We start from the raw sequence: 19,433 nt of genomic DNA, 5'->3' as shown, positions 1-19,433 counted from the left end.
TTTTGGTTACAAACGGTCATGAGCGATATCTTCTCCCACGCCGCATTGAGCAATCTTGCCGAGTTCTCGGTGTCCGAACTGTCGGGTTCCATCAAGCGCACGGTGGAGACGGCTTTCGAGCAGGTGCGGGTGCGCGGCGAGATTTCCGGCTATCGCGGCCCGCATTCTTCCGGCCACGCTTATTTCTCGCTGAAGGACGATCGCGCCCGCATCGATGCGGTGATCTGGAAAGGCACGTTCTCGCGGCTGAAGTTCCGCCCGGAAGAGGGCATGGAAGTGATTGCGACGGGCAAGGTCACCACCTTTCCCGGCTCGTCGAAATACCAGATCGTCATCGAAAGCCTCGAGCCGGCCGGTGCCGGCGCGCTGATGGCACTTCTGGAAGACCGCCGCCGGCGTCTGGCGGCGGAAGGGCTGTTCGATGTGGCCCGCAAACGCCGCCTGCCGTTCATGCCACATGTCATCGGTGTCGTTACCTCACCCACGGGCGCTGTCATTCGCGATATTCTTCACCGCATTTCGGATCGCTTTCCGGTCCATGTCGTCGTCTGGCCGGTCAAGGTGCAGGGCGAAGGCTCGGGCGAGGAAGTGGCGAACGCTATTCGCGGCTTCAATGCGCTTAAGCCCGGCGGCGAGATCGCCCGCCCGGATGTGCTGATTGTCGCCCGTGGCGGCGGCAGTCTGGAGGACCTCTGGAGCTTCAACGATGAAATCGTCGTGCGCGCTGCGGCTGAAAGTGAAATTCCGCTGATTTCCGCCGTCGGACACGAGACCGATACGACATTGATCGACTATGCCGCCGATGTGCGTGCGCCGACACCGACAGGCGCCGCCGAAATGGCGGTGCCGGTGCGTGCGGAACTGGAAGCGCAGCTTTCCGGCCTTGCCGCCCGTCTTTCCGGCTCGGTCTCGCGGCAGATGGACAATCGCCGCCAGGGCTTGCGGGCGCTGGTGCGGGCGCTGCCGTCGCTAGACCAGCTTCTGGCCCTGCCGCGCCGCCGTTTCGACGAGGCCGCAAGCGGTCTCGGTCGTGGGCTTGAAATGACCACGCTGAATAAGCGTCGCGCCTTTGAGCGCTCCGCTTCGGGGCTTCGGCCGGAAACTCTTCTGAACGGTCTCAAACATCACACGCAGCGGATCACCGAGCGCATGCACCGGGCCGAGACTTTGGTGGAACGTCGGCTCTTGCAGGGCAAAGGCCGCGTTGATGCCTTCGATTCCGCGCTGCGTTCGCTGCCCGCCCGCCTGCTTGGCCAGCTGGAGCGGCAGAAGGAACGCGTCGTCACCGCCGCGCGCCGGGCCGATACCGCCGTCCTGCATCGCATGGCGCAGAACCGCTCGGGCCTTGCCGCCCACAATCGTATCCTGCAATCGCTTTCTTATAAGAACGTGCTGAATCGCGGTTATGCCGTGATCCGTGATGAAGAGAACCGGCCGCTGACCCGTGCCGCCGCCATTGCCTCCGGCGCTGTCGTGTCGATGGAATTTGCCGACGGTCGCGTCTCCGCCATCACGACGGGAGAGGGGACGCCGTCCCCGGATGCCGCCGCGGCACAAAAAAAGAAGCCGGCAAAACCGGCTTCTTCAGGCCCGGGCAATCAGGGCAGTCTGTTTTGATCAGATCGACGCCGCATCCGAAACACGGCGGCTGACGGTGAAGGTCTTTTCGATGTCGGGATGCAGTTCCATGCCAAGGCCGGCGCCCGGCGGCACGGTGATCATGCCGTTTTTCACTTCCGGCAAGGCGGTGACGAGATCGCGATACCAGGTCTTGTAGAAGGCGCGCACGCTTTCCTGCACCAGCGCATTCGGCGCGTTGAGCGACAGGTGCGTGGAGGCGCAGAGCACGACCGGGCCGGTGCAATCATGCGGGGCGACCGGCAGATGCCAGGCTTCCGCCATCGAAGCGATCTTGCGCGCCTCCGAAAGTCCGCCGCACCAGCTGATATCAAGCATCACCACGCCGGCCGCACCCGTTTCCAGAAGATCGCGGAAAGCCCAGCGGGAACCCAGCGTTTCCGATGCGGAGATGGGTGCTGGCGAAACGGCGGCATACCGCGTCAGGCTGGAAAGGCTGTCCATCTTGATCGGGTCTTCGTGCCAGAAGGTCTGGTAGGGCGTCAGCGCCTTGGCGATCTGCATGGCGGGCAGAAGCTGCCACATGGAGTGAAACTCCACCATGATATCCATCTTGTCGCCAACCGCCTTGCGGATTTTCTCGAACGGCTCGAGCGCGCTTTTCAGGTCGGGCATCGAGATATATTGCCCGCGCGTCTTTTCCGCCGCCGCATCGAAGGGCCAGATCTTCATGGCCGTGATGCCGTCTTCCAAAAGCGAATGGGCAAGCTCGTCCGCCCGGTGCAGGAAGCCGTTCAGATCGTCATAATCCTTGCCGCCGGAGAGGCCATAATTGGCAGTCTGCTGGCCGGTCGCCTTCTTGATATATTCAGTGCCCGCGCAGGTATTGTAGGTGCGGATTTCCTTGCGGCTGAAACCGCCGAGCAATTGGGCAATCGGCTGGTTCGTGGCCTTGCCGAAAATATCCCACAGCGCGATATCGAAGGCCGAATTGCCGCGCACTTCCGCGCCCGACGAGCGGAAACCCAGATAACCGACGAGATCCTGCGCCAGAAGGTCGATCTGCAGCGGGTCACGGCCGATCACGCGGGGGGCGATATATTCATGCACATAGGTTTCCACCGTCTCGGCGCCATAGAAGGTTTCACCAAGCCCGGTAATGCCCTCATCCGTATGGACCAGAACCCAAAGCAGGTTTGCCCGTTCCGCCACGCGGACGGTCTCAAGTTTCGTGATTTTCATGAAGTGTCTCCTCCAGAGGCAGGTGGTGTTCCGTCTGGAACTGCGTTGAAAAAATCAGGCGATGCCGGCGGCCAGAAGCGCGTGCACGCTTTCATCGAAATGCCGCGCCATCAGCGTTGAAGCCGTTTGTGGGTCGCCAGCGGCAATGGCCTGTCCGATGGCGACGTGAAGCTCGCCTGCCGCATGGCGCTGCGCATCGGATGTGCGGCTCTTCCAGCCGATCGGCCAGGTCTGGCGCGTCACATTCTGAAAGGCGCCGAGAATGAGTTCGAAAACCGGGTTCTTGGAGGCTCTGGCAACGGCAAGGTGAAAGGCAAGGTCGTGTTCCATGACCTTGTCATTGTCGCCGAAATCCCGCTCCATATTGTTGGCATGGTCGAGAATGGTAAGCGCTTCCGCATCCGTGCGCCTGAGCGCCGCCAGCGTCACGGTTCTGACCTCGATGGTGCGGCGTACGTCGTAAATCTGCTGGATGTTGATCTGTTCGGTATGAATGCCATGTTCGAACATCAGCGACATCGCACCGTGATCCAGCGTCGCCACCGTGGCGCGCTTGCCGGCGCTGACATCGATCAGCCGCATGGCCGAAAGGGACCGGAAAGCCTCGCGAACAACCGTGCGTGAGACGCCTAGCTGCTGGGAGAGCGAAAGTTCGCTCGGCAGTTTCGCGCCGGGGGCCAGTTCGTTTTCGCGGATATGGCGGGTGATTGCGCCGATCGTGCTGCTGACGAGACCGGTTTCATGGGAGATGGCGTTATACATTTTTCCTCCAACCTGTAGTACAGGTTTATGGAAAATTGCTTACAGGAATTTTTACGCCGAAACAAGCGTTCATCGCTGGTTGATTGGATGTTTGTCTGATCCGGGAAGCTACTGCTCGAAATCCTGCAAAAACCTCTTCAGCAGCCCGTTCAGCGCCGCACGCTCCTCTTCGCTGAGATGAGCGACCAGACGATGCTGGTTTTCGACATGTGCGCCAACTGCATCCTCGACAATGGCGAGTCCACGCTCCGTCAGCGATATCAACACGCTACGCCGGTCCTGTGGGTTGTGAATGCGCTCCACCAGCCCGACCTTTTCCAGCTGGTCGATCCGGTTGGTCATGGTGCCCGAACTCACCATGGTCATCGCCAGCAGATCGCCGGGGGAAAGCCGGTAGGGCGGGCCGGCACGCCGCAATGTCGCCAGCACATCGAAAGCGGAGGAGGAGAGTCCGTGTTTCAAAAGCACGGCCTCAACCTCGCGGCCGAGATGCGTACTGAGCCGGTGCAGGCGCCCAAGCAGGCCCATCGGGCCGACATCGAGATCGGGCCGCTCCTTGCGCCATTGCGCCAGAATATGATCGACGTGGTCCAGCGGTTCTTTGCTCATCACCAAGGCATAACAATTGATATCTTGACGTCAAGATAAAATCGACTAAAGTGAATTTATCTTGATGTAGAGATTCTTGAAATGAAGAAAAATTCGACCTATGCCGCTGACGTGCTGGTGACAGCACTTGCCCCCGCCATCTGGGGAACCACTTATTTCGTCACCACGGAATTCTTGCCGCAGGGCTACCCTCTTCATGTCGCCATGCTGCGCGCTTTGCCGGCGGGCATCCTGCTGCTGCTGCTCGTCCGGAAGTTGCCGGAAGGCATTTGGTGGCCGCGCAGCTTCATTCTTGGCGCGTTGAATTTTTCGTTTTTCTGGGCGATGCTTTTTGTGTCGGCTTATAGGCTGCCAGGCGGTGTGGCGGCAACGGTGGGTGCGGTGCAACCCCTCATCGTCATTGGCCTTTCCCGGCTGTTTCTGGCAGCGCCCGTCAGGCCTCTTGCCATCGCCGCCGGCCTGTTAGGTATCGCAGGCGTCGCACTTCTTGTGCTGACGCCCGGAGCGGCGCTGGATGGTATTGGCGTTGCCGCAGGTCTTGCCGGTGCCGTCTCCATGGCTTTCGGAACGGTGCTGACCCGAAAGTGGCGACCACCGGTCTCCAACCTCACCTTCACCGCCTGGCAATTGACCGCGGGCGGCATTCTGCTCCTGCCGGTTGCCGTTGTTCTGGAGCCGGCCCTGCCAGCGCCGACCGCCGCCAATATTCTCGGCATGGCCTATCTCGGCCTCATCGGCGCGGCGCTGACCTATCTTTTGTGGTTTCGCGGGCTTGCCCGCATCGAGCCCTCGGCTGCGGCATCGCTCGGTTTTCTAAGCCCTGTCGTTGCAACTCTTCTGGGCTGGCTGGCGCTCGGCCAAAGCCTCACGCCAGCGCAGATTGCTGGGTTTGTCGCGGTGCTTTTCAGCATCTGGCTCAGTCAGCGCAGTCAGTTGCCGAAGTAAGCGTCCTCAGGCCCATTCGCCCTTGCGCATGACCGGAACCGTGGAGCCATCCGGCTTCACGCCATCAATATCCACCTTGTCGGAACCGATCATCCAGTCGATATGGATGAGGCTGGAATTGCCACCCTGAGCCTTGATCTGCTCCTGCGACAGCGAAGCACCGTCAAGGAAACATTTCGAATAACATTGGCCAAGCGCGATGTGGCACGAGGCGTTTTCGTCAAACAGCGTGTTGTAGAACAGGATACCGCTTGCGGATATCGGTGAGGAATGTGGCACCAGCGCCACTTCGCCGAGACGCCGTGCGCCCTCGTCGGTATCGAGCACCTTGTTCAGCACCGCTTCGCCCTTCGAAGCCTTGGCTTCGACGATACGGCCGGCCTCGAACTTCACCTGAATATTGTCGATCAACGTTCCCTGATGCGACAGGGGCTTGGTGCTGGAAACGTAACCATCCACACGTAGCGCATGCGGCGTGGTGAATACTTCTTCCGTCGGAATATTCGGGTTGCAGGTCACGCCGTTCTTGGCGGTGGAAGCGCCGCCATGCCATTCATGGCCGTCTGCCAGCCCGATCGTCACGTCCGTGCCGGGCCCGGTAAAATGCAGCGATGCGAAGCGCTCGCCGTTCAGCCACGCGGAGCGCTTGGCAAGATTGGCATTGTGCTGCGCCCATGCCGCCACCGGATCGGCAAGATCAACCCGCGAGGCGGCGAAGATGGCGTCTGCGAGCTTTCGGACGGCTTCGTCCTCGGCAATATCCGGGAAGACCTGCTTTGCCCAGGATGGGTTCGGATAGGAAATGATGTTCCAGTTGATGTCGAAATTGGAAATCTTCTCCAGCGCCGGCTTGTAGGCGGTAGAGTTGGCCTTGTTGGCCCGCGCCACCTTGGCAGGGTCCTGCTCTGCCAGCAGCATGGGGTTGTCGCCGGCAATCGCCAACCGCGCCGCGCCGTTGGCATAGGCCTTTGCCATGCCTTCATAGAGCCAGCCGGAAGCCCGGTCGAAATTCGCGTCGCTGGCGTGGCGATAGCGGGAAAGCGTGGTCTCCTCATCGGAATAGAAGGTGGTGACCAGCCCGCCGCCGGCCATATAGGCGTGTTTGGTCAAAAGCCGCACCAGCGGCAGCGCCGCCAGCGGCGCAGTGATCACCAGATCCTGATCCTTCTGCAATTGCAGGCCGACTTTTACGGCGACTTCGGCCAGTTTTTCGAGTTTGACGGGATCGATGGGAGAAACGGTCATGATCTGCCTTCGTATATTTCAATCGGAGGCGCCGACCATAGCCCATTCCTTTCGAAAGCCAAATGCTTTCAAAAGCGTTGGGAGAAGCGTCAGTCCGCCACCAGCGGAGCGATGATGGCCTTCAGTGCCGCCTGTGCATCTTGGGGCGAAAGTCTCACCTGCAACCCTCTTTGCCCGCCATTCATGTAAACATGCGCATGCGCCATGGCTTCAGCCTCCATGGCTGTTGGCACCTGTTTCTTCTGCCCGAACGGACTGATGCCGCCGACATGGTAACCCGTGGTCCGCTCCGCATCGGCAGGCTTCATCATGCTGGCGGATTTGCCTCCGAATGCGGCAGCGAGTTTCTTCATGCTCACCTCACGGTCGGAAGGGACGATGACGCAGACCGGTTTGCCGTCAAGTTCCGCCATCAGCGTTTTCAGCACCAGATGTGGCGCCTCGCCGATCGCTTCGGCCGCCTGCAGGCCGATGCGGTCGGCATTCGGGTCGTAGTCATAGGTGACGGTGGTGAAGGCAATACCGGCCTTGCTCAGCATCTGGGTGGCGCGGGTCGTTTTGGACATGGCGGCTGCGTTCAGGCAAGGAGGGTCTGATAGATTTCCGGTTTGAAACCGACGGTTATCTTGCCTTTGGCCTCGAGTACCGGACGCTTGATCATCGAGGGTTGATCCAGCATCAATCCGATGGCCTTCTCACGGCTAAGATCGGCCTTTTGGTCATCATCCAGTTTCTTGAAGGTCGTGCCGGCGCGGTTAAGAACCGTTTCCCAGCCGGCGGCATCGCACCATGTCTCCAGATGGGCGCGGTCAATGCCGACCGCCTTGTAGTCATGAAAAGAATAGTCGATGCCGTTGGTTTCCAGCCAGCTTCTGGCCTTCTTCATCGTGTCGCAGTTCTTGATGCCGTAAATGGTGATCGTCATGCTGCCAGCCTCTTTGTCTTCAGCCTTCCGGCATAACAAAATATCCGGCTTATTCAACCCGCTGCCCGAGGTGCCCTGCAGGCTTTTCGGAGCGTGATGTCTGAGCCATGCGAAATCGCCATAGCTGATATCCAAACGAGCGCGAGCAAAGCTGCATGGCTTCCTTGCTACATCATGAGTTGTAGAAGGGGCCGAAAATACCCATTATCTGGGCATCAAAGATGGAGAGAAAAATGCGTCAGGTTGCAAAGACATCGCGTAACTTCTTCGGTGAAACTTTCGCCGTTCTCGGTGCAGCGCTCTCGGTTTCGGCCGCTGTTCGCGCACATCGCAAGCCCGCCCGTGCCGATCTCGAAGCCCTCGGCATCGACGGTAAGGCTTTCGACAAGGTACAGCTCTAAGCTGGTTGTCATTCGTAGCGAGGCGGCATCGCCTCGCTTGCGCTCGGGTCGAAATCCATATCGGTTTTGACGGACGAGCTGGACGCGCGGGTATGGCTCGAGAAGCGTTCCGTATTCACGCAGGAAGGTCCCACATAGTTCTCGAACGGCAGTTGTGGGATAAATTGTCAGCGCTGGATTGCTGCGTTGCTTCGAGCGCAGGTCATCGCACCGCTGCACTCTGTTTCGGCCGCTTCGACGGGCCGATCACTTTTTCCGACAAATATAACTGGCTCTCAGGCCGCTCATAACGATCCGCTTTCGCTGAAAGCGCAAAGCGTGCCAGAGATTCGTGCCGTGTTTCGCCATTATGGCTGAAGACAAGCTCGAAATTACCCGCCAGCCAGCTATAGGGTTTACCAGCGGGCATAGGCTCAATCTTCCCACAGCCATAGATCATGGTGAGATGCGGCGTAAAAGACGATGCCGTAATAAAGGGAAGGTTTGCCCGCCAAAGGGTACGTTGCAATATCTTCACCAGAGCCTTTATCTCCGGCATTTCGCGGCTGCTTCTCATAACCAGACTATTGCGATTGCCGAAAAGCGACGTTTCTTCGAAAGTGATAGGAACAGGCCGCGCCTCAATTTCCCCCAGCGCCGCCTTTAGCCTGTTTATCAGCCCGCGAGGCGCAGTCTCGAAACATCCGATACAGAGCAGGGTTATGTGCAGAAGCTCCGCTGGATAGGCCGCTCGTTTTGTCCGTCCTTCCGCATGGCGCGCTGCATCGGCAAAGATCCTATCGGCCAGGGCTGCCGGTGGTTTCAACAACAAGAGAAGCTTGCTGCGAAATCGCGGATTGAGACGCTGTATTTTTTGCGGCTCCAGCCCTTCGAAGAAAAGCTGCTGTAAACCTCCCTTATCCGTCAACTCGAAACCCATGACGACGCTCCACAGCCTTTACCAAGGCTGCGATATTATCATCGCCAGAAGAAATTAAAAGAACAAAAGTAGAACGTATTGGCCGTTTCAAGCCTACCAGATGCCGGGGATTAGCCGGTATCGCCTTTCGCGGACATAGTCAGCATAGCCAGGCAATTCCGCCTGCAACAAACGATCTTCCAGACCCGTACGCATGATCAGTAGGGCGATGGCCAGGGTGGCGGGCAGCAGGGCCATCCAAGACGCCAAAGCAAGCGGTACGCCGGCGAACATGGCGATTGCCGCCGTATAACCGGGGTGGCGCACGATGCCATAAGGCCCCGATGTAATCACGTGTTGTCCGCGCTCGGTCTGAATGCGGACGCCCGGCTCGAAGAACGGATTGACAGCCTGAGCCCAGGCCGCGACGGCGATGCCGCCGATGAGCAGGACATAACCGACCGGGATGACCCAGAGCGGCACAGCAGACCACTCCATCCGGCCGGCATCTAATGTCGCAACCGGAATTTCAGCGGCAAAAGCCAGAAGTATCGCGGTGACGAGGATCAGATCCCATCTTTTTGTGCCGGGCTGAAACCGGCTGCGGGCGCGAAAAATGATCGGGTTCACACGCGCGAGTACCAGCGCGGAAAAGCTGAAGGCTACCACGAGGACTGCGATGAATATCCAGCCGGGAGGCCAATCTATGCGGCCAGCTGGTAGAAAGACCAGTGCGATCAGGCCAAGGGGCAGGCCGAATGCGTAGAGGATCGCGACGGTACGCGACATGGGTGGCGGATCAGTATCGGAGACCATTGATGTGCTCCTCTTAATAGTTCCCGCAGGCGGAACTAGGCCCGTCCCCAGTCGGGCTGCATTTTGCCAACCCAAGGTGTTGCCGGACGGGTCGTGCCCTGCGAGAGACAGTCGAAATCCTGGCAAAAACCGGCAAAAAGTCAAATATGCGAGGTGATCTGGTCGGGGTGGACTCACGAGTTGACATTCTACCTACTAGTAGGTAGGTAGAATGTATGAAAAATCCACAGACCAGAGCCGATGATATTCTTCGCTGTGCACGCACCCTCATTATAAGGGGCGGCTATAACAGTTTCAGCTACGCCGATATTTCCAATGTAGTCGGCATTCGCAATGCCAGCATTCACCACCATTTTCCAAGCAAGTCAGATCTGGTCTGTAAACTGGTCGAGCAGTACAGGCAGGAAGCTGAAGCCGGGATCGCCGAGCTGGAGCGAAACATCTCTGATCCGCTCGAACAGCTTCGCGCTTACGTCGGTTATTGGGCGGGCTGCATCGCTGACGCGACCCATCCCTTCTGCGTCTGCGCCCTGCTCGCCACTGAAATACCGGTCCTTCCCGAATCTGTCGTTCTCGAAGTGCGTGCGCATTTTCAAAGCCTGTCGGATTGGCTCACCGCCGTGCTGGAGCGCGGCGCTGCCAAAGGTCGCCTTGTGCTGACCGGAACAGCGCGAGCCAATGCCGAAATGTTCATGGCCACCGTGCATGGCGCAATGCTCTCAGCCCGCGCCCACGGTGATGCCGCAACCTTTGGCGCAATAACCCGCCCCATGCTGGAGCGCATCACCGCTTGAAAACGAAGCGTCGCCAGGGAGGTGAATGCATGACCGGAGCGATATCCGACCCGGTAAACAGACAGCATTACACTTCAAGATCAGTCGTCAACAACCTGCTTCCCCGGGCCGCCACCGCTCTTCTGGAAGAGAAAGGCAATCTCTCATGTTCGGAATTTCTCCGCTTGGCTGGGTCCACACACTCGGCAGCCTGCCCGCCATTCCCGTGGCCATCTACATGTTTGCCCGTTACGGTCGAATCGTTCCCGGCTCCACGCCGGGTGCAATCTATTTTGTGTCCATGTTGATTGGTGCTGCCACAGCCTTCCTCGTGGCGCATCAGCCGGTCAGCTACGCCATTGGCGCACTCACCATTCTGTTCCTGCTCGCAGGTTACGGAATCGAGCGCATTCTCGGCTCAACGCGCATCGCCAGATATGTTGAAACCATCTGTCTCAGTGTCAGCGCGTTTCTGTTGATGGTGCCGACGGCGACCGAAACCCTGCGCCGTGTTCCGGATGGTCATCCCTTTGTGACCGATTTGAAATCGCCGCTGCTTCTCGGCGTTCAGGCAGGGTTGCTGGCGATCCTCGTTGTCGGCGTGACCGCCCAAATCATCTATCTCGCAAGACAAAACAGAAACGCCGCGAACTAGTCGCGGCGTCATCGTTTAAGTACTGTCGATTGTAGTCGTTATTCCCACTCGATCGTGCCGGGCGGCTTGCTCGTCACGTCATAAACGACGCGATTGATACCGCGCACTTCGTTGATGATGCGGGTTGCCGCGCGGCCAAGGAAATTCATGTCGTAGGGATAGAAATCCGCCGTCATACCGTCAACCGAGGTCACGGCGCGCAGCGCGCAGACGAAGTCATAGGTGCGGTAGTCGCCCATGACGCCGACGGTCTGCACCGGCAGCAGCACGGCAAAGGCCTGCCAGATCGTGTCATAGAGACCGGCCTTGCGGATTTCGTCGAGATAGATCGCATCCGCCTTGCGCAGAATATCCAACTTCTCGCGGGTGATCGCGCCGGGGCAGCGGATCGCCAGACCCGGACCGGGGAAGGGGTGGCGACCGATGAAGCTTTCCGGCAGGCCGAGTTCGCGGCCAAGTGCGCGGACCTCGTCCTTGAAAAGCTCACGCAGCGGCTCGACGAGCTGCATGTTCATGCGCTCGGGAAGACCGCCGACATTGTGGTGGCTCTTGATGGTGACGGAAGGGCCACCCGAGAAGGAAACACTTTCGATGACGTCAGGATAAAGCGTGCCCTGTGCCAGGAACTTCGGTGCGCCCTTGCCATCGGCGGCAATCTTGGCCGCTTCGGCTTCGAAGACTTCGATGAACAGACGGCCGATGGTCTTGCGCTTTGCTTCCGGATCGGAAACGCCAGAGAGTTCGCCGAGGAACAGGTCGGCGGCGTCAACATGAACCAGCGGAATATTGTAGTGGTCGCGGAACATGCCGACCACCTGTTCGCTTTCGCCAAGCCGCATCAGGCCATGATCGACGTAAACGCAGGTCAGCTGGTCACCGATTGCCTCGTGAATGAGGATGGCCGCAACCGAGGAATCGACGCCGCCGGAGAGTGCGCAGAGCACGCGGCCGGTGCCGACCTGATCGCGGATCTTGCGGATCATTTCGGCGCGATAGGCCGCCATCGTCCAGTCGGATTTCAGCCCGACGATCTTGTGCACGAAGTTGGACAGGAGCTTGCCGCCATCAGGCGTGTGCACCACTTCCGGGTGGAACATGGTGGTGTAATAGTGACGCGTCTCGTCGGCCGCGATGGCGAAGGGCGCGTTTTCGGAGGTCGCGATGACCTCGAAACCTTCCGGCAGCTTCGTCACGCGGTCGCCATGGCTCATCCAGACCGGGTAGCTCTTGCCCTGTTCCCAGAAGCCGTCGAACAGCGGGCTCGCCTTCTTGATGTCGATATCGGCACGGCCGAATTCCGCCGCATGACCGCCTTCGACCACGCCGCCGAGCTGGGTGCAGAGCGTCTGCTGGCCGTAGCAGATGCCGAGGATCGGAACCTTGCTGTCGAACACCGCCTGCGGTGCGCGCGGGCTACCTTCCGCCGTGACAGATGCGGGGCCGCCGGAGAAGATAACGCCCTTCGGCTGAAGCTTCTCAAACGCCTCTGCGGCATTCTGGAACGGATGGATTTCGCAATAGACCCCGGCTTCGCGGATGCGGCGCGCAATCAGCTGCGTCACCTGGCTGCCGAAATCGATGATGAGAATGCTGTCGGGATGGGCTATCTGGGTCATGGCGAGCCTTTAAAGAAAATGGCGGCTTTAGGCAACCCGGAAGCGGGCGTCAAACCGCGGAAATTTGCGAAAATCGCAAGGTTTCAAAGGGTGATTGAGCCATCTTCTATGGCATGGCAAAGCCGGTCGACGGCATCTGCCAGCTTTTCGTCGATGATGTGCAGATATTCCGTCCAGTCGTCCACATGGTTCACATCCGCCTTGCCGTCGGAAATACCGCGCAGACTGACGAGTGGTACGCCGAAGCGCTGGCAGGCTCTTAAAACCGCAAAGGTTTCCATTTCCACCATATCGGCGTCGATCAGCCCGTAAGCCTCGCCCGAAACGACATTGGCGCCGGTGGAAAGCCGCGCCTCGGCAATTTCGGGTATCCGCAAAGGCAAGGCCACTTCGGCGGGCAGATCAAGCAGCGGCGTGCAGCCCTTTTCGAAACCGAAGGCGGAGGCGTCCATGTCGCGATAGGAAACCGAAATCGCCTGATAGATGCCGGTTTGCTCCAATGTTCGCGAACCGGCGGAACCGAGCGAAACGACGAGATCAGGCAGATGGTCCGCCGCATCGAGACCGGCAAGAACGGCCGTGACCGCAATCGCCGCCTCGACCGGGCCGATGCCGGTCATCAATGGCGCGATGCGTGCCTGAAGGTGGGGACCGTATTCGGGGGAGGCCGCCATGACGAAAAGAATGGATTTATCCGCAACATGCAAAAGCCGGTAGCTCATCCGGTAATATCCTCGCGACCTTTCACCACCATCATCGTTCCTGTCATTGAGGCTATCAGCTTTGTCGGCCCGTCCGAAAGCGCATAGGCGCGGCCATCGGCGACGATCAGGTTGTTGCCTGGCTTGATGATCTCGCCGCGAAACAGGAACCGCTCGCCGCGCCCGGGCGACATGAGGTTGACCTTGAATTCGATGGTCAGCAGCGAGGCTTCCGGTTCGATGATAGTGTAGGCTGCATAGGTGCAGGCCGTGTCCAGACCGGCGGCGATGACGCCCGCGTGCAATATGCCATGCTGCTGCGTCAGCTTTTCATGAAAGGGCAGTTCGATCTCCACCAGCCGGTGTTCGATACGGCTGATCTCAGCATCGATGGCCTGCACAACACCCTGCCGCGCAAAACTTCGTTCTATCCGCTGACGAAAATCGCCGGGATCCGTGATCTCCATGGCCTACCTGCCTGCTTTAAGTCCCATCGCAAACTGACATGGCGCGTGGCGGCAGGCAAGGCAAGGCCCGGGCAGGCAGAAATTAGTTCAGAATGCCGATACTCGCATTCAGCACCGTGGCAAAGGCAACCCACAACGCATAGGGCACGAAAAGCCACATGGATACGCGGTCACGGCGATAGGTTAGTGCTATGAAAGCCAAAATGCACACCAGCATCGGAATGATGATGATCAGGGCGCCCGCCGGGCTCTGCATGCCGAAAAAGATCGGCGACCACAGGAAATTCAGCACCATCTGGGTGAACCAGAGGCGCATGCGCGTTCCCATTCGCTTCCTGATCCATGTGCGTGCACCGGCGATACCGATCAACACGTAAAGCGTGGTCCAGACCGGCCCGAAGATCCAGTTGGGTGGATTGAAGAATGGTTTCTGCAGCGATTGATACCATTCGCCCGGCACATTGTTGACGCCGATCAGCGCCCCAATGGCAACAACTGCAACCACGAAAACAACGTACACGGTAAGGTTTTTCATGACGCCTCAACTGCGCCTGCCGGGCTTTTGTTCCCGTGCCTTTTCAGTATTTTAGCGGGTGATACGCACAATATGCTGGTCCCATGCCACGTCGCTGCGCAGCGCCTCGAAAAATCCGTCATAGGAAGAAACCGCAATGCCCCGGGCGGCGGGTGCAACGCCCGCTGCTTCGCGCACGCTCACCTCTGAAACCACCCTCCCGGTTTTTGCATCGAGCGTCACGGCGGCGTTGCCATTGGGTGAGGTCAGGCCCACCAGCCCCTCGCGCCGGTTGACGGCGATGGCTCCGACATAATTGGCAAGACGCACTGTCGTTTCTTCCGGCAGATCGACGAAAGCCACATCCTCACCCTTGGCGAAGTGGCCGACCAATGGCGGCAGATCGTTGCGCGGTCCCTCATATTGGCAGGCGAACCAGATACGGCCGTCATCGCCAAGGTCGACATGGCGGGTGGAAAGCTGGCGCAGCTGGTCCGGCATCGTATGTTTCTGGATCAACTGACCAGTAGCGGCGTCCAGAAGCACGAGAGACGGTTCCATGCTGTCGATATTGAGTTTGGTGCGGCCGAAATCCGGGTGGGTTTCGATGCCGCCATTGGCGATCACGATCAGCCGCCCGTCATCGCTCACCGTCATGTCATGCGTACCGACGCCATGTGCGTCATATTCACCGATGCGGGTAAATCCGTTTTTGGCGTCGTACAACCCGATAACACCGCGATTGCCGTCGAAGTCGTTTTCGCTGGCATAGAGGATCGCCCCATCGGGCGAGAATTGGCCGTGGCCATAGAAATGGCGGTTCTCCGGCGTGTGCATCACGATCGGCTCGCGGTGTCGCGCGGGATCGAAGGCCATGAAGAAGGTGCCGGGCCGGCGTGCGAAGGCCACGGTCGTACCCGTCGCGCGGCTCGTCGCCATTCCGTGGGCGCGGGCGGGAAGCGCAACGCGGTCGATGATCTCGCCGCGTTCGCTCACCGTCGCAATGCCGTAGGAGCCGTCACGGGCGCGGAAGGCCGAAGCAAAGACCGCGTCTGCCCGTTCCAGCGCATAAAGTGAACGGGGAGCCAGCGCGGCGAGGAAGGGAACTCCCGCCGCTTTGATGAAGCTGCGCCGATCTATCAGCATCCGTTTGGTGCCTGATATCATCGGCTCAGTCTCCATCGGCGAAGGAAAAGCCGGAACTGAGGCCGATCGCGCCGCCATATTGATCGTTCAAGCGGTAGATCAGGTCTTTGCCATTGAGCAGCAGATAATCCACCTTGGCGCGCTGATCGTCCTGATCCAGCGCCTTTTGCACATCCGTATCGATTGTCCCGGCAACCCGGATCATCGATTTGGCGATGAAGTCGATGGAGTTGACGATGGAGCGTTGATCGGGCGGCACGAGTTCAACCATATCGGCCGTATGCAACAGGGTCTGAACGGCCTTGATATTGGCGGAGATGCTCTTCCAGGTCAGGCCGGAGCGCCAGTAAATGGCGGTGCGGGGAAACTTTGCCTTGTCCGGTCCCTTGTAGAAGGTTTCGATCCGCTGGTCGCGGATTGCCTCGGAGCCGTGTACGAGAATGCCGAGCAGGGCAACCAGCGCCTCGCGCTCGTCGCGAAAGACGGGATTGTCCGCTCCGGGCTGTGTCCAGTTTTTCTGCGCACCGTCAGGGGCGTTCCAGCTATCGGAAAGCTCAGCTGCCACATTGGCGATATTACCGGCGATGGCCGCGCCGAAGCGGCAGCGGAAATCGCCCTTTTTGTCGAGCAGTTCTTCCGCGCCAGTGCCGTAAAGTACGAATTCCAGCGCGCCAAGCCCCTGTGCCGCGACGCTCTTGCCCTTCAGGCCGTCGGCGCTGGTGACGCTTTCATCTTTTTCCGACAGGTAACGCTGCACCTGTTTCAGCCCCAGCCCCTTCTTGTCGGGGTAATAAAGAACGCGCTCGAAACGGTTCTGCTCGATGACAGGACCGACCCGCACGATCTCGATGGTCGACCAACTCGCCACCGTATCGGCAAAGGCTGCTTTGGCTGCCTCATCGGTCGTTTGGGAGGGCGAGGCGCAGAAAGCCTTCATGCTGCCTTCCAACCTGTCTGCCGATTGCCGGAAGTGGTCGTAACCGGGGCGAATGAAGCCGTTCACCGCCTTGTCCATGACACCTCGCACCTGTGCGGGGTCAAGCGGCGGTGGCGGCATCAGTTCCACATCCTGTGCCATCGTCGGCTGATTGGTCAAAAGCAGCAGCACGGAAACGAGGCCGGATATTTTTCGCATGGCATTTTTCATCAAAGGGACTCCAGAAAAGCCAGCAAAGCCTGCCGGTCGGATTTTTGCAAGGCGGCAAAGGCGTCGCGCGCTTTTTGCCCTTCACCACCGTGCCACAATATCGCTTCCGTCAGGCTGCGCGCGCGCCCGTCATGCAGGTAAAAACCGTTCCCATTGACGTTCTGCGTCAGGCCGATGCCCCAGAGCGGCTGGGTGCGCCACTGTCTGCCGTTTGCTTCACCCACCTGCTGGCCGTCGGCAAGCTCCTCTCCCATGTCATGCAAGAGGAAGTCCGAGTAGGGCCAGACCAACTGGAACGAATGCATCGGGTCGGTGGCATTCCGGCGGGTGACGAATTTCGGCGTATGGCAGGCCGTGCAGCCGGATGCGTAAAACAGCTGCTTGCCCTTAAGAACGGTCGGATCACCGGCATTTCGTCGCTGCGGCACGGCGAGGTTTTCGGTGTAGAAGGTCACGAGATCGAGAACCGGGTCCGGGGCTTCCACTGGCCCCAGCCTAGGCTGCACGCCGGTCGGCATGGCCAGACAGTCTTTCTGGGCATCGGTGCAATCGCCATAGGGGTTCGGCGCGTCCGGTGTGGAGATGCCGATATCGTGGGAGAAGGCGCTGGCGCTCTGATCGCGCACACTTGCATTCTGGGCTTTCCAGCCAAACCGCCCGAGCTTCACCGCGCCGGTGCGATGATCCTTGACCCATGCCGGACGCCCGGCAATGCCGTCGCCATTTTTATCATCGGGATCGGCTTTGGCCAGAATATCGGCGTCGCTGATGGCCTCGATCAGGCCAAGCCCGAGGGTGGGCATCGCGATCCGCGCTGAAAGCGTCGTATCGGCGCCAACCGGGCCATAGTTGAGGTCGGCCACGGCATAGGCGGGCTTGCGTAGCATCACCACCTCGCCATCCGAAAGACGCACCGGCATTTCAGTGTAGGAGATGACCGGCCTGCCCTCGGCAGCAAGACCGGGAATGGCAAGGTTCTGCAACTGCCTGCCATAGGTCTCGTCGGGAAAATTCAGCACCTCATGGCGCGCAATCGCCGCCCGTTCTCCATCGTTGCGAGCCGGCCGCGCCAGCCGCAGAAACAGGGAAACGGCGTCTTCTCCGGCAAGAGGCGGGCGGCCCCGGCCGTCCTTCACATGGCAGGTCTGGCAGGACCGGGCGTTATAAAGCGGCCCCAAACCATCCGAGGCCTGTGTGGAGGAGGGGGAGGAGACCCAGAGCTTCTGGAACAGCGCGTTGCCGAGCTTGAAATCCTGCTTCCGCTCGAAGGGCATGGCGGCGGAAGGATGCGAAAATGCGCCGCTGTCGGGTTTGTTGGTGCTGGTTGTCGCGCCACCCGACATCGCCTCGAAGGGCTCCGGTTTCGTAAAATCCGTCGTCGGCGCAGTCACGGCCTGAACACGGCTGCGGTCTTTCTCCGTCAGATCATCACGCAACGGCGCGGCAAGCGTTGCCGATGCCAGAAGACAGGCTGCCCCGGCGAAGAAAAACGGCTTGCGGATCGGCAGCAGTGACAATTCCATGGAAATCAGGAGCGCATGTGAGAAACGGGCCGCAGTGCATTGCGGCCCGTCTTGCCGCTTATTTGAAGACGGCGTTCGGGTTATCGAGGCTGTCGGAGCCTTCGAGATCGATCTTGCCGAGATCGAGTGCGGCGATGACGCGTTCAACGGTCTTCGTCTGGTCGATGAGACCGTCGATGGCCGCCTGAACCACGGCGTTGCCTTCCTTGTTGCCTTCGCCGATCATCTGGTCATAGGCCTCGACGGTCTGGGCGCGCTTTTCCATCGCGTGCATGGCGTCGAGCGTCTTGTTCAGCTTCGCCGTCATTTCGTCGTTCAGCGCCTTGTCCTTGGCACCGACCAGTTCGGCCAGCGACGCGCCGGTCATCTTCGTGCCGTCCACCCGGGTATAGTCGCCGGTATAGGCCGAAGCGATGCCGATGGCGTCGTTCAGATGCGAATTATGGGTATTGTCGGAGAAGCAATCATGCTCCTCTTCCGGATCGTGCAGCAGAAGGCCGAGCTTCATGCGCTCGCCGGCCAGCTCACCATAAGAAAGCGAACCCATGCCGGTGAGAATGGCGGTGAGGCCGGCTTTCGGATCGGCTTTCACCGTCTTCGTGGCTTCGCCTTCCGGCGCCCAGGCGTCCACCATCTCCTGGAGATCCTTGATCAGCAGGGTGGAGGCGGATTTCAGATAGTCGGCGCGACGGTCGCAATTGCCGTTTGTGCATTTTGCCTTGTCGTAGTCGGTATAGGGACGGTTGCCCGCGCCCGGTCCGGTGCCGTTCAAGTCCTGGCCCCAGAGCAGGAATTCGATGGCGTGGTAACCGGTGGTCACATTGGCTTCGACATCACCCGCCTCGTGCAGGCTTTCGATCAGTTCAGGCGTGATCTTGGAGGCGTCGACCTCTTCACCACTGATCTTGATCTTCGGATTGGCGATGAGGTTGGCGACGTAAAGTTCGTTCTCGTCGCTTTCCGTGCCATAGGAACCGTCGACATAGTCGATCAGGCCTTCATCCAGCGGCCAGGCATTCACCTTGCCTTCCCAATCGTCAACGATCGGGTTGCCGAAACGGTAGACTTCCGACTGCTGGTAGGGAACACGCGCTTTGATCCAGGCTTCGCGGGCGGCCTTCAATGTCTCTTCGCTTGGCGTTGCGATCAGCGCATCGATCGCCTTGTCCAGCGCCTTCGCCGTGGTCAGCGAATCCTCGTATTTCGCATGCGCGACATCGGCGTAATGCTTGACGACGGCAGCCGCATCAGTGGCGGCCTGTGCGGGAAGCGCGGTGAAAGCCGCCGATGCGGCAAGAAGCGCGAAAGAGGCGCTGAGAATGGTTTTGCGGATCATGATCCCTCTCCTTGGGCAGGCATGAAAAGACTTCACGCTGCGGCCAGCGAGTTCTGACCCAATCACAAACTTGTGTCAAACATTCTAGTTTAGAATGCTTTGAAACAAGCTCGGTCGGTATTTCGCAAGTAAAA

The 19,433-nt window shown here is 59.5% G+C and carries 21 protein-coding genes; 5 read left to right on the top strand and 16 right to left on the bottom strand.

Going from position 1 to position 19,433, the window contains the following annotated elements; all coding sequences use genetic code 11:
- Window positions 1-18 precede the first annotated feature (18 nt).
- On the top strand, window positions 19-1,617 hold the full coding sequence (gene xseA, locus ACQZ5F_RS12040) for an exodeoxyribonuclease VII large subunit (protein WP_448730456.1): 1,599 nt from the start codon (window positions 19-21) through the stop codon (window positions 1,615-1,617).
- Here xseA and ACQZ5F_RS12035 read toward each other — a convergent pair whose 3' ends face one another.
- The 3 genes from ACQZ5F_RS12035 to ACQZ5F_RS12025 form a co-directional block, all read right to left on the bottom strand.
- On the bottom strand, window positions 1,618-2,820 hold the full coding sequence (locus tag ACQZ5F_RS12035; RefSeq protein ID WP_046799249.1) for a mandelate racemase/muconate lactonizing enzyme family protein: 1,203 nt from the start codon (window positions 2,818-2,820) through the stop codon (window positions 1,618-1,620).
- Window positions 2,821-2,874: 54 nt separating this feature from the next.
- Entirely contained in the window at window positions 2,875-3,582 is a 708-nt protein-coding gene (locus ACQZ5F_RS12030) for a FadR/GntR family transcriptional regulator (RefSeq protein ID WP_035219349.1), read from the bottom strand.
- Window positions 3,583-3,690: 108 nt separating this feature from the next.
- Complete coding sequence (locus ACQZ5F_RS12025; protein WP_046799250.1) at window positions 3,691-4,191, bottom strand: MarR family winged helix-turn-helix transcriptional regulator; 501 nt, start codon at window positions 4,189-4,191, stop codon at window positions 3,691-3,693.
- 81 nt (window positions 4,192-4,272) lie between these two features.
- Here ACQZ5F_RS12025 and pecM point away from each other — a divergent pair, with 81 nt between their 5' ends.
- Window positions 4,273-5,136, top strand: coding sequence for a 4-hydroxybenzaldehyde efflux transporter PecM (pecM, locus tag ACQZ5F_RS12020; RefSeq protein ID WP_225339546.1), 864 nt, complete (start codon window positions 4,273-4,275; stop codon window positions 5,134-5,136).
- Between the two features lie 6 nt (window positions 5,137-5,142).
- On the opposite strand, the gene ACQZ5F_RS12015 is transcribed toward pecM, so the two are convergent.
- The 3 genes from ACQZ5F_RS12015 to ACQZ5F_RS12005 all read right to left on the bottom strand — a co-directional run bounded on the left by ACQZ5F_RS12015 (window position 5,143) and on the right by ACQZ5F_RS12005 (window position 7,306).
- Window positions 5,143-6,381: an aminopeptidase gene (locus ACQZ5F_RS12015; protein ID WP_225339545.1), complete on the bottom strand. Its 1,239-nt coding sequence runs from the start codon at window positions 6,379-6,381 to the stop codon at window positions 5,143-5,145.
- Between the two features lie 89 nt (window positions 6,382-6,470).
- Entirely contained in the window at window positions 6,471-6,947 is a 477-nt protein-coding gene (gene ybaK / locus ACQZ5F_RS12010; protein WP_046799253.1) for a Cys-tRNA(Pro) deacylase, read from the bottom strand.
- A gap of 11 nt (window positions 6,948-6,958) precedes the next feature.
- Window positions 6,959-7,306 carry an ArsC family reductase gene (locus ACQZ5F_RS12005; RefSeq protein ID WP_046799440.1) on the bottom strand — a complete coding sequence of 116 codons (348 nt, stop codon included), beginning with the start codon at window positions 7,304-7,306 and terminating at the stop codon, window positions 6,959-6,961.
- Between the two features lie 233 nt (window positions 7,307-7,539).
- Here ACQZ5F_RS12005 and ACQZ5F_RS12000 point away from each other — a divergent pair, with 233 nt between their 5' ends.
- Window positions 7,540-7,707, top strand: coding sequence for a hypothetical protein (locus ACQZ5F_RS12000; RefSeq protein ID WP_003503889.1), 168 nt, complete (start codon window positions 7,540-7,542; stop codon window positions 7,705-7,707).
- A gap of 202 nt (window positions 7,708-7,909) precedes the next feature.
- Here ACQZ5F_RS12000 and ACQZ5F_RS11995 read toward each other — a convergent pair whose 3' ends face one another.
- On the bottom strand, window positions 7,910-8,626 hold the full coding sequence (locus tag ACQZ5F_RS11995; protein WP_046799254.1) for a 2'-5' RNA ligase family protein: 717 nt from the start codon (window positions 8,624-8,626) through the stop codon (window positions 7,910-7,912).
- A 93-nt stretch (window positions 8,627-8,719) separates the two neighbouring features.
- Window positions 8,720-9,421 (bottom strand): methyltransferase family protein, encoded by a 702-nt coding sequence (locus ACQZ5F_RS11990; protein WP_175414545.1) that lies wholly within the window; start codon window positions 9,419-9,421, stop codon window positions 8,720-8,722.
- A gap of 215 nt (window positions 9,422-9,636) precedes the next feature.
- On the opposite strand from ACQZ5F_RS11990, the gene ACQZ5F_RS11985 reads away from it, so the two are divergent.
- Window positions 9,637-10,215, top strand: a complete 579-nt coding sequence (locus tag ACQZ5F_RS11985; protein ID WP_046799255.1) for a TetR/AcrR family transcriptional regulator — start codon at window positions 9,637-9,639, stop codon at window positions 10,213-10,215.
- A 145-nt stretch (window positions 10,216-10,360) separates the two neighbouring features.
- Window positions 10,361-10,849 carry a hypothetical protein gene (locus ACQZ5F_RS11980; RefSeq protein ID WP_046799256.1) on the top strand — a complete coding sequence of 163 codons (489 nt, stop codon included), beginning with the start codon at window positions 10,361-10,363 and terminating at the stop codon, window positions 10,847-10,849.
- A 38-nt stretch (window positions 10,850-10,887) separates the two neighbouring features.
- Here the strand turns inward: ACQZ5F_RS11980 and guaA are convergent, their stop codons facing one another.
- From guaA to ACQZ5F_RS11940, 8 genes are all read right to left on the bottom strand, one after another.
- Window positions 10,888-12,465, bottom strand: coding sequence for a glutamine-hydrolyzing GMP synthase (gene guaA / locus ACQZ5F_RS11975; protein WP_046799257.1), 1,578 nt, complete (start codon window positions 12,463-12,465; stop codon window positions 10,888-10,890).
- An 83-nt stretch (window positions 12,466-12,548) separates the two neighbouring features.
- Window positions 12,549-13,187 (bottom strand): 5'-methylthioadenosine/S-adenosylhomocysteine nucleosidase, encoded by a 639-nt coding sequence (locus ACQZ5F_RS11970; RefSeq protein WP_052820210.1) that lies wholly within the window; start codon window positions 13,185-13,187, stop codon window positions 12,549-12,551.
- Window positions 13,184-13,633, bottom strand: a complete 450-nt coding sequence (locus tag ACQZ5F_RS11965; protein WP_046799259.1) for a PaaI family thioesterase — start codon at window positions 13,631-13,633, stop codon at window positions 13,184-13,186. Before ACQZ5F_RS11965 ends, ACQZ5F_RS11970 begins: the two co-directional genes overlap by 4 nt.
- An 82-nt stretch (window positions 13,634-13,715) precedes the next feature.
- Complete coding sequence (locus ACQZ5F_RS11960; RefSeq protein WP_225245081.1) at window positions 13,716-14,168, bottom strand: TspO/MBR family protein; 453 nt, start codon at window positions 14,166-14,168, stop codon at window positions 13,716-13,718.
- A 51-nt stretch (window positions 14,169-14,219) separates the two neighbouring features.
- On the bottom strand, window positions 14,220-15,314 hold the full coding sequence (locus tag ACQZ5F_RS11955; RefSeq protein ID WP_225339544.1) for a DUF1513 domain-containing protein: 1,095 nt from the start codon (window positions 15,312-15,314) through the stop codon (window positions 14,220-14,222).
- 4 nt (window positions 15,315-15,318) lie between these two features.
- Window positions 15,319-16,440: an imelysin family protein gene (locus tag ACQZ5F_RS11950; RefSeq protein ID WP_225339543.1), complete on the bottom strand. Its 1,122-nt coding sequence runs from the start codon at window positions 16,438-16,440 to the stop codon at window positions 15,319-15,321.
- On the bottom strand, window positions 16,440-17,963 hold the full coding sequence (locus ACQZ5F_RS11945; protein WP_448730457.1) for a di-heme oxidoreductase family protein: 1,524 nt from the start codon (window positions 17,961-17,963) through the stop codon (window positions 16,440-16,442). Before ACQZ5F_RS11945 ends, ACQZ5F_RS11950 begins: the two co-directional genes overlap by 1 nt.
- A gap of 58 nt (window positions 17,964-18,021) precedes the next feature.
- Window positions 18,022-19,299 (bottom strand): imelysin family protein, encoded by a 1,278-nt coding sequence (locus ACQZ5F_RS11940; RefSeq protein ID WP_225339541.1) that lies wholly within the window; start codon window positions 19,297-19,299, stop codon window positions 18,022-18,024.
- Window positions 19,300-19,433: the final 134 nt, after the last annotated feature.

It is taken from the genome of Agrobacterium sp. 22-210-1 (assembly GCF_053522525.1).
Note: the sequence above shows the minus strand (reverse complement) of the source record. Positions and strands in the feature narration are given on the sequence as shown.

What these genes read in the sequence shown, in the direction of transcription:
- ACQZ5F_RS12000 (WP_003503889.1), top strand. Translation starts at nt 7,540, where the DNA reads ATGCGTCAGGTTGCAAAGACATCGCGTAACTTCTTCGGTGAAACTTTC.
- ACQZ5F_RS11965 (WP_046799259.1), bottom strand. Translation starts at nt 13,633, where the DNA reads ATGGAGATCACGGATCCCGGCGATTTTCGTCAGCGGATAGAACGAAGT.
- ACQZ5F_RS12035 (WP_046799249.1), bottom strand. Translation starts at nt 2,820, where the DNA reads ATGAAAATCACGAAACTTGAGACCGTCCGCGTGGCGGAACGGGCAAAC.
- ACQZ5F_RS11955 (WP_225339544.1), bottom strand. Translation starts at nt 15,314, where the DNA reads ATGATATCAGGCACCAAACGGATGCTGATAGATCGGCGCAGCTTCATC.
- ACQZ5F_RS12030 (WP_035219349.1), bottom strand. Translation starts at nt 3,582, where the DNA reads ATGTATAACGCCATCTCCCATGAAACCGGTCTCGTCAGCAGCACGATC.
- ACQZ5F_RS11945 (WP_448730457.1), bottom strand. Translation starts at nt 17,963, where the DNA reads ATGGAATTGTCACTGCTGCCGATCCGCAAGCCGTTTTTCTTCGCCGGG.
- ACQZ5F_RS11970 (WP_052820210.1), bottom strand. Translation starts at nt 13,187, where the DNA reads ATGAGCTACCGGCTTTTGCATGTTGCGGATAAATCCATTCTTTTCGTC.
- guaA (WP_046799257.1), bottom strand. Translation starts at nt 12,465, where the DNA reads ATGACCCAGATAGCCCATCCCGACAGCATTCTCATCATCGATTTCGGC.
- ACQZ5F_RS12015 (WP_225339545.1), bottom strand. Translation starts at nt 6,381, where the DNA reads ATGACCGTTTCTCCCATCGATCCCGTCAAACTCGAAAAACTGGCCGAA.
- xseA (WP_448730456.1), top strand. Translation starts at nt 19, where the DNA reads ATGAGCGATATCTTCTCCCACGCCGCATTGAGCAATCTTGCCGAGTTC.
- ACQZ5F_RS11950 (WP_225339543.1), bottom strand. Translation starts at nt 16,440, where the DNA reads ATGAAAAATGCCATGCGAAAAATATCCGGCCTCGTTTCCGTGCTGCTG.
- ACQZ5F_RS11960 (WP_225245081.1), bottom strand. Translation starts at nt 14,168, where the DNA reads ATGAAAAACCTTACCGTGTACGTTGTTTTCGTGGTTGCAGTTGTTGCC.
- ACQZ5F_RS11980 (WP_046799256.1), top strand. Translation starts at nt 10,361, where the DNA reads ATGTTCGGAATTTCTCCGCTTGGCTGGGTCCACACACTCGGCAGCCTG.
- pecM (WP_225339546.1), top strand. Translation starts at nt 4,273, where the DNA reads ATGAAGAAAAATTCGACCTATGCCGCTGACGTGCTGGTGACAGCACTT.
- ACQZ5F_RS11940 (WP_225339541.1), bottom strand. Translation starts at nt 19,299, where the DNA reads ATGATCCGCAAAACCATTCTCAGCGCCTCTTTCGCGCTTCTTGCCGCA.
- ybaK (WP_046799253.1), bottom strand. Translation starts at nt 6,947, where the DNA reads ATGTCCAAAACGACCCGCGCCACCCAGATGCTGAGCAAGGCCGGTATT.
- ACQZ5F_RS11995 (WP_046799254.1), bottom strand. Translation starts at nt 8,626, where the DNA reads ATGGGTTTCGAGTTGACGGATAAGGGAGGTTTACAGCAGCTTTTCTTC.
- ACQZ5F_RS11985 (WP_046799255.1), top strand. Translation starts at nt 9,637, where the DNA reads ATGAAAAATCCACAGACCAGAGCCGATGATATTCTTCGCTGTGCACGC.
- ACQZ5F_RS12025 (WP_046799250.1), bottom strand. Translation starts at nt 4,191, where the DNA reads ATGAGCAAAGAACCGCTGGACCACGTCGATCATATTCTGGCGCAATGG.
- ACQZ5F_RS12005 (WP_046799440.1), bottom strand. Translation starts at nt 7,306, where the DNA reads ATGACGATCACCATTTACGGCATCAAGAACTGCGACACGATGAAGAAG.
- ACQZ5F_RS11990 (WP_175414545.1), bottom strand. Translation starts at nt 9,421, where the DNA reads ATGGTCTCCGATACTGATCCGCCACCCATGTCGCGTACCGTCGCGATC.